The following is a 424-nucleotide window of genomic DNA, read 5'->3' as shown; positions in this document are numbered from 1 at the left end:
CCTACTTCGACCCGCTCGGGTTGGCGTCGGACCCGGAGAAGAAGGAGCGGCTGCAGCTGGCGGAGATCAAGCACGCCCGCCTCGCCATGGTCGCCTTCCTCGGCTTCGCCGTGCAGGCCGCCGCCACCGGCAAGGGGCCCCTCAACAACTGGGCCACCCACCTCAGCGACCCGCTCCACACCACCATCTTCGACACCTTCTCCTCATCCTCTTAATTTAAGCTCTTTCGCGCGCAATTCAAACGGGATCGATGCGTTGGTGTGCGTTCGCGCGCGCGGTTTAGTTTTGTGATGACGAGCGAGCTGGGAGGGTATGGAGAAAGGAGAGGTCATCCTTTTGTTGATTACTACTTAAATTAGGAGATCTGGGTTGGTGGTTAATGGCGACTTGCATGGTGGTGATTTGTAATATAAGAACACCCAAG

General features: G+C 57.3%; 1 protein-coding gene. It reads left to right on the top strand.

Annotated elements, in window-relative coordinates; all coding sequences use genetic code 11:
• A partial coding sequence (locus tag GFJ41_RS21140) for a chlorophyll a/b-binding protein (protein ID WP_170076026.1) occupies nt 1–215 on the top strand: 215 nt, incomplete at its 5' end.
• Between the last annotated feature and the right edge of the window lie 209 nt (nt 216–424).

Source organism: Paraclostridium dentum (assembly GCF_012922555.1).
GTDB classification, from domain to species: Bacteria; Bacillota; Clostridia; order Peptostreptococcales; family Peptostreptococcaceae; genus Paraclostridium; species Paraclostridium dentum.
The sequence above is the reverse complement of the archived record's forward strand: the minus strand, read 5'-3'. Positions and strand labels throughout refer to the sequence as shown.